This is a genomic window from Dietzia sp. CW19, from assembly GCF_014145265.1.
In the GTDB taxonomy this organism is placed as follows: domain Bacteria; phylum Actinomycetota; class Actinomycetes; order Mycobacteriales; family Mycobacteriaceae; genus Dietzia; species Dietzia natronolimnaea.
The window spans coordinates 1-5,858 of the sequence record NZ_JAALEE010000369.1 but is presented as its reverse complement, the minus strand read 5'-3'; the positions used below and the strand labels follow the sequence as shown (position 1 = coordinate 5,858).

Sequence of the window (5,858 nt, the reverse complement as noted above, 5' to 3'; positions counted from 1 at the left end):
CCCTCGCCCGCCAGCCGGATCGCCACGGCGCGGCCGATCCCGCTGGCCGCTCCGGTGACCACGCAGGTCTTGCCACGGTAGTCGGTGATCCGTCGCCTCGACATGTGCTCCCCTTCCGGCCCGGGTCGCTCGAGCGGGCCTCCTGGGGTCCCACCGTAGCGGCCCGCCGGTGCCAGGAAGGTGGCCTGACGCCGGTCGGGGTCAGCCGCGCGCCGGGACGGGCGGAACGTGGTCGCGCAACACGCAGCGGCTCCCGCTGTAGATCGTGGCCATGCAGCGGTTGCAGTGCACGCACAGGGACCGACGACGATCATCGGCCCTCAGCTTGTTGGGCAGGTCCGGCTCACGCAGGAGGCCGCGCCCCATGGCCACGAACTCGAATCCCGCGCTCATCGCCTTGTCGATCGACGGTCGGTCGACGATCCCCCCGAGCAGCATCATGGGCATACTCACGGCCTCGCGGATCTGGCGGGCGTCGTCGAGCATGTAGGCGTCCGTGTAGGGGTACTCCTTGAACATCCTGGGTCCGACGACCTTCATGCCCAGCTTGATGACCGTCGGCTGGGTGGCGGCGAACTCGTGCAGCGGCGCGTCGCCCTTGAACAGGTAGATGGGGTTGAGCAGGGAGCTGCCCACGGTCATCACCAGGGCGTCCGCCGAGCCGTCCTCCTCGATCCACCTGGCCACCTGCACGGCCTCGTCGATCCAGAATCCGCCGGGCACGCCGTCGTCCATGTTGAGCTTGATGGTCACGGCGATCCGGTCGCCCATCGCGTCGCGGATGGAGCGGCCGATGCGGCGGGCGAACCGAGCACGGTTCTCGAGGGACCCGCCGTAGGAGTCCTTGCGCTTGTTCAACTTGGGGCTGAGGAACTCGCTCACCAGGTAGTTGTGCCCAAAGTGCACCTCGATGGCGTCGAACCCGGCCTCCGCCGCCCCACGGGCCGCTCGGACGTGGTCCTCCACGATCCGATCGATATCCGCCTCGGTGCAGGCCCTGGTCAGGGACATTCCCGTGGGGGCCGGGATGCGGGACGGCCCCATCGCCGGCATCTTGTTGGAGGCGGAATTGGCCACCGCCCCCGCGTGGCCGACCTGCGCCGAGACGGCCGCGCCCTCGGCGTGCACCGTGTCGGTGAGCTTGCGCAGCATGCCGCCGTCGTCCATGCCCCAGTGATACTGGTGCCGGTCGGTCCGACCCTCGGGCGAGGTGGCCAGGTAGGCGACCGTCGTCATGCCGACGCCGCCGCGGGCGTACTCGGCGTGGAACTCGATGAGCTCGTCGGTGACCCGGCCCTCGGGGCAGCGGCCCTCGAACGTCGCGGCCTTGACGATGCGGTTGCGCAACGTCACGTTTCCGATCTTCGCCGGGCTGAAGACATTGGGCGCGGGGCTACCTGGTGCGAGGGTCATGAGCGAACTATAACGCGTTCCAATCCAGTGATCACGTGCTTTGGCCAGCACTTTTGCACTGAGTGCATTTGGCTCACCTGTCTCCGTGCCCGTCTTGCGAGCGCGCGCCGGCCCGCTCAGCCCTGGGGGGTGAGCGACGTCGCGTCGATCCCCGCGAGCGCCTGATCCACCAGGTCGGCCGCCGAGTCCGTGGGTACCACCCTCTCCAGGGCACTCCCCACCCCCGGGACGCCACCGACGAGCGCGGAGACCGAACCGTTGGTGTCTCCGGCGAGCAGGTGGTCGATCGACCTGCCCAGCGCCGGTGCGACCGAGCAGACCGCGCTGGTCGGCAGTCCGGCCCCGGCGAGGTTGGCCACGCTACCGACGTTGCAGACCGCGGTGGCCGTGGAACCGACCGGCCCGCTGGTCGACCCCGGAAGCGAACCGGTGACGGAACCGAGCTGCGCGTTCGCGGTCCCGGCGCCCGCGAGGAGGGTTACGGCGGCCACGCCGCACACGGTGAGAAGTCTTCCGGACATGTCGCTCTCCCTGGGGTCGTCGAGGGCGGCGCTCACCGCCTGCACCTCAGCACATCAGAGTTCGCTTACCTCAAAGTGGACTTTGCGTGGATTACGGGTGCGTCCACGACGAACGGGCGCCCCGCGGATCCGCCAGGGACGACCCCTGTGGCTAGTCGGTGGGCTCGACCCGGTCGGCGTGACCGAGCGACCTCCCCGGAGCGACGAGATCTCTGACAGCCCGCTTCAGTTCGGTGATCTCGGGGAATCCGCCATCCCTCTTGCGGTTCCAGACCTGCTCGTCGCCGACATCGATCCGGAACGTGCCGCCGGTGGCAGGCACGAGCGCGATCTCGCCGATCTCGCTCTCGAAAGTCTGGAGAAGCTCGCCCGCGTACCACTGGGCGCGGAGCATCCACCGGCACTGCGTACAGAAGGTGATGGCGACCCGAGGAGACGGCATACCGCCCACAGTGCCACAGGTGGACTGACCGGTATCAGCGCTGGGCGGGCTCCGCCTGCTCCGGATGCTCCTCGTACATCGAGTCGACCTCCTCGACGCTCCTGCCGGTGGTCTCGATGCGGAACAGCCACGTGATGAGAGCCCCGAGCAGGGATGTCCCCACCAGGATCGCCAGGACTGCGCCGGTGCCCCAGGTGACCAGAAGGATCGGGAACAGGAACGAGGTCAGCACCGCGCCCGACTTGGCGATGGACGCCGCCATGCCGGCACCCGTCCCGCGCAGTGCGGTCGGGAACACCTCCCCCGCCACCACATAGGTCATCGAGTTGGGCCCGAGGTTGGTCATGAACTGGAACAGGATGAAACCGGCAAAGACGAGCACCGTCTGCACCGACCCGTGGGCGAGGGTGGACGACGCGGCGATCGCCAGCCCGGTCGCGCAGCCGAGGAACCCCAGCATCTGCAACCGCATTCGACCCCACCGGTTGACCAACACGATGGCGACCAGGATGCCCACCAGGAGGAAGACGTCGATGAGGGCGGCCCCCTTGGCGCCGAGCAGATCCTTGTGGATGATGGCCGACGACGAGGACCCGCTACTGGCGACGTTCCCGAGCGTGGTCGCGATGATCGTCGGCGTGAAGATGCCGATGCCGTAGGTGCTCAGATCCCGGAGGAACCACGGCACCGATGCCAGGATGGTCGACCGACGCCACGGGGCCGCGAACAGCGCGCGGACGTCCTTGGTCTCCGCCTCGTCCGCGCCCCGGTCTGCCGAGAGTGTCACGACCGAGGGGTACTGCGGCGTGCGGTCGAGGAGCTTCCTGAGTTCGACCTCGGCCTCCGCGTGGCGACCGACGTTCGCGAGCCAGTGCGGGCTCTGGACGATGAACAACCGGCCGACGGCGACGAGTGCCGCCGGCACCACGACGACGCCGAACATCAGCCGCCAGGAGTCGAGCGAGTCGGTGGTGCTGAGGATCGCGACACCGACCAGGGTCCCCGCCACGGCCCCGACCGCCTGGAACGCGAACGCCGACAGCACCAGTCTTCCGCGGCCGGCGGTGGACTGCGTCTCGGAGATCATCGCGTGCGCGGTCGGGTAGTCGCACCCCAGAGCGGTGCCCATCCCGAACAGGCACACCAGGAACACGGCGAACCCGGGCGCCACGGTGGCGCCGAGCAGGAACACGGTGAACAGCACCATCTCGATGAGGAACATCTGTCTGCGGCCGAACCGGTCCGAGAGCCCACCGAGCGCGGTGGCGCCGACCATGATCCCGGCCAGAGGCGCCGCGGTGAGGAGACCGGTCTCCACGGCAGAGAGGGACCAATAGGCGGTGATCAGGGGCAGCGCCACCCCGATGAGGAACACGATAAGCCCCTCGAAGAACTTCCCCGCCGAGGCGAGCCACCAGATCCTGCCCTGCATGCTCGTCATGCCGCCGGCGACCGCGGGGGTGCCGTCCCGCCAGCGGGGGGTCTCGTCGATGAATCGCTGAACCGTCGAGGGGGTCCCCGGTTCGTCGTCGCCCTCGGACGCGGGTATCGCCATGACGCAGAACATTACTCAGGCGCGTCCGCGCGAATCGTGGTGGTAATGAACCCCGTGTTAACGATCGGGGCCACTGCCCTCAGACGCCCGCGCCCAGCTCCACGAGCAACACCCCGCCGGCGATCAGGACGATCCCCGCACCCATCAACGGCGTGAGGGGTTCGCGGAAGAGCAGCCGGCTCAGGACCGCGGCCAGAGCCACGCCGGCGGCCGTCCAGATCCCGTAGGCGACCCCCAGCGGCATCCCCTCGGCCAGCGTCAGGGAGAGGAAGACGAAGGCCACCAGGTAGCCGGGCACGACGGCGGCGTACCACCGCGCGTTGTCGACGGCCATCCGGAGCGAGAGCGTCGCGGCGAGCTCGAAGGAGATCGCGACGGCGAGATAGGCCCAGGCCATCAGCCGGCCCCCTCGGCGCGTGACCGGGCGCGCTGGGATCCCAGTTCGACGCACAACACCCCGGCGATGATCACCGCGATGCCCGCGATCATCAGCGGGGTCAGCGGCTCGTGGTAGATCAGGGACGACAGGCCCGCCGTCAGGGCGACGCCGGAGGCCCCCCAGATGCCGTACGCCACCCCGAGCGGCACGCCCGCCCGCAGGGTGAGGGCCAGGAAGGCGAACGCGCCCACGTACCCGACGGCCACCATCGCGTAGAGCGCGGGCGTGGTGAGCGCCCCCTTCAGTGAGAGCGAGCCCGCCACCTCGAGGGCGATCGCCGCGGCGAGGAACAGCCACTTGCCGCCCACATCGGTGTTCATCGGTCGCCGTTCCTCCAGCAAATGACGGATGTCCCGGGCCATCTGACTCGATGGTCCGGGACATCTCTCCGTGGAGCTAAGGGGAATCGAACCCCTGACCTTCTCGATGCGAACGAGACGCGCTACCAACTGCGCTATAGCCCCCCGGCACCCTCGCGGGCGACGGTGCCGCCCTCTCGAGCAGCGAGGGATACCTTACCAGCACGTCCGGGCGACCGACCAAACCGGGAGGCCGGGAGGCCTCATGAGCTCGCGGTGTGCGTGTGCATCCGCACCCCGTCGTCGTTGAAGATGCTGATCACCTGCGCCGGCCGCGCCCCGGCGGCCGACAGACTGTGCGGGATCTTGGTGTCGAACTCCGCTGCCTCACCCCGGGTCAGGATCAGCTCCTGGTCGCCCAGGACCAGGCGTAACCTGCCGGACAGGACGTAGAACCACTCGTAGCCGTCGTGGACCCGGGGTTCGGGCGCGGCACTCGCCGGCGGGTAGGTGATCTTGTAGGTGCCCACCGATGACCCCTCGGGAGCCAGGGGCGCGATCACCATCCCGTCCCGGTGGATCACCGGACGCCGCACCCTGGGGTCCACGGTCGACGGCGCCACCAGATCGTCGAGGCTGATCCCCAACTGGCGGGTGAGCGGCAGGAGCAGCTCGAGGCTGGCCTGTCTTTTGCCCGATTCGAGACGGGAGAGCGTGCTGGCCGACATGTCCGCGCGCTCGGCCAACTCGTCCAGGGTCCAGCCCTTGCTGTGGCGGTACGCCCGCAATCGCGTCCCGACCTGCCTGAGTTCCTCCGTCACACGCAACTCCTTGCCAATAGTGCAAATCTCCTTGCAGTTTACGCACACCAGGCGTGAACTGTTGTCATGCACACGAACAAGGACATCGAGGAACACTGGGACGCCATCGTGATCGGCGGCGGGGCCGCGGGGCTGTCGGCGGCGCTGATGCTGGGCCGGGCGCGCCGCCGCGTGCTCGTCGTCGACGCCGGCGAACCGCGCAACCGCTTCGCCGCACACATGCACGGCGTCCTCGGCCACGAGGGGATGGATCCGCTCGAGCTGCTCCGCCGGGGCCGCGAGGAGCTCCGCGAGTACGACGTCACGGTGCGGACGGGGTCCGTGACCGTGGTCCGCGACAGCGGGGTCGACAGTGGGGTCGACAGTGG

Annotated in this window: 8 protein-coding genes, 1 tRNA gene and 1 pseudogene; 1 reads left to right on the top strand and 9 read right to left on the bottom strand. The window is 69.1% G+C overall.

Annotated features, from left to right (window positions below):
* From G6021_RS17910 to G6021_RS11410, 9 genes and pseudogenes are all read right to left on the bottom strand, one after another.
* Positions 1–104, bottom strand: a pseudogene (locus G6021_RS17910) (short chain dehydrogenase); the annotation flags it as partial.
* A 97-nt stretch (positions 105–201) separates the two neighbouring features.
* On the bottom strand, positions 202–1,413 hold the full coding sequence (locus tag G6021_RS11445) for an NADH:flavin oxidoreductase (protein WP_182641321.1): 1,212 nt from the start codon (positions 1,411–1,413) through the stop codon (positions 202–204).
* Between the two features lie 116 nt (positions 1,414–1,529).
* Positions 1,530–1,970, bottom strand: coding sequence for a hypothetical protein (locus G6021_RS11440; RefSeq protein WP_259847965.1), 441 nt, complete (start codon positions 1,968–1,970; stop codon positions 1,530–1,532).
* 115 nt (positions 1,971–2,085) lie between these two features.
* The gene (locus G6021_RS11435) at positions 2,086–2,376 is read right to left on the bottom strand and encodes a SelT/SelW/SelH family protein (RefSeq protein ID WP_182641320.1); all 291 of its coding nucleotides are present in this window, start codon (positions 2,374–2,376) and stop codon (positions 2,086–2,088) included.
* Positions 2,377–2,410: 34 nt separating this feature from the next.
* Complete coding sequence (locus G6021_RS11430; RefSeq protein WP_182641319.1) at positions 2,411–3,931, bottom strand: MFS transporter; 1,521 nt, start codon at positions 3,929–3,931, stop codon at positions 2,411–2,413.
* Between the two features lie 79 nt (positions 3,932–4,010).
* On the bottom strand, positions 4,011–4,328 hold the full coding sequence (locus G6021_RS11425; protein ID WP_179525828.1) for an SMR family transporter: 318 nt from the start codon (positions 4,326–4,328) through the stop codon (positions 4,011–4,013).
* On the bottom strand, positions 4,328–4,690 hold the full coding sequence (locus tag G6021_RS11420) for an SMR family transporter (RefSeq protein ID WP_182610614.1): 363 nt from the start codon (positions 4,688–4,690) through the stop codon (positions 4,328–4,330). The genes G6021_RS11425 and G6021_RS11420 overlap by 1 nt, the downstream gene beginning before the upstream one ends.
* Before the next feature lie 71 nt (positions 4,691–4,761).
* Positions 4,762–4,834: transfer RNA gene (locus tag G6021_RS11415), tRNA-Ala, on the bottom strand.
* Positions 4,835–4,932: 98 nt separating this feature from the next.
* Positions 4,933–5,490 carry a cupin domain-containing protein gene (locus G6021_RS11410; RefSeq protein ID WP_182641318.1) on the bottom strand — a complete coding sequence of 186 codons (558 nt, stop codon included), beginning with the start codon at positions 5,488–5,490 and terminating at the stop codon, positions 4,933–4,935.
* Positions 5,491–5,556: 66 nt separating this feature from the next.
* Here G6021_RS11410 and G6021_RS11405 point away from each other — a divergent pair.
* Positions 5,557–5,858: FAD-dependent oxidoreductase (locus G6021_RS11405; RefSeq protein WP_182641317.1), on the top strand; the 302-nt coding region annotated here is incomplete at its 3' end.

Excerpts from the sequence above, each read along its gene's own strand:
- G6021_RS11445 (WP_182641321.1), bottom strand. The coding sequence starts at position 1,413 with ATGACCCTCGCACCAGGTAGCCCCGCGCCCAATGTCTTCAGCCCGGCG.
- G6021_RS11425 (WP_179525828.1), bottom strand. The coding sequence starts at position 4,328 with ATGGCCTGGGCCTATCTCGCCGTCGCGATCTCCTTCGAGCTCGCCGCG.
- G6021_RS11430 (WP_182641319.1), bottom strand. The coding sequence starts at position 3,931 with ATGGCGATACCCGCGTCCGAGGGCGACGACGAACCGGGGACCCCCTCG.
- G6021_RS11420 (WP_182610614.1), bottom strand. The coding sequence starts at position 4,690 with ATGAACACCGATGTGGGCGGCAAGTGGCTGTTCCTCGCCGCGGCGATC.
- G6021_RS11435 (WP_182641320.1), bottom strand. The coding sequence starts at position 2,376 with ATGCCGTCTCCTCGGGTCGCCATCACCTTCTGTACGCAGTGCCGGTGG.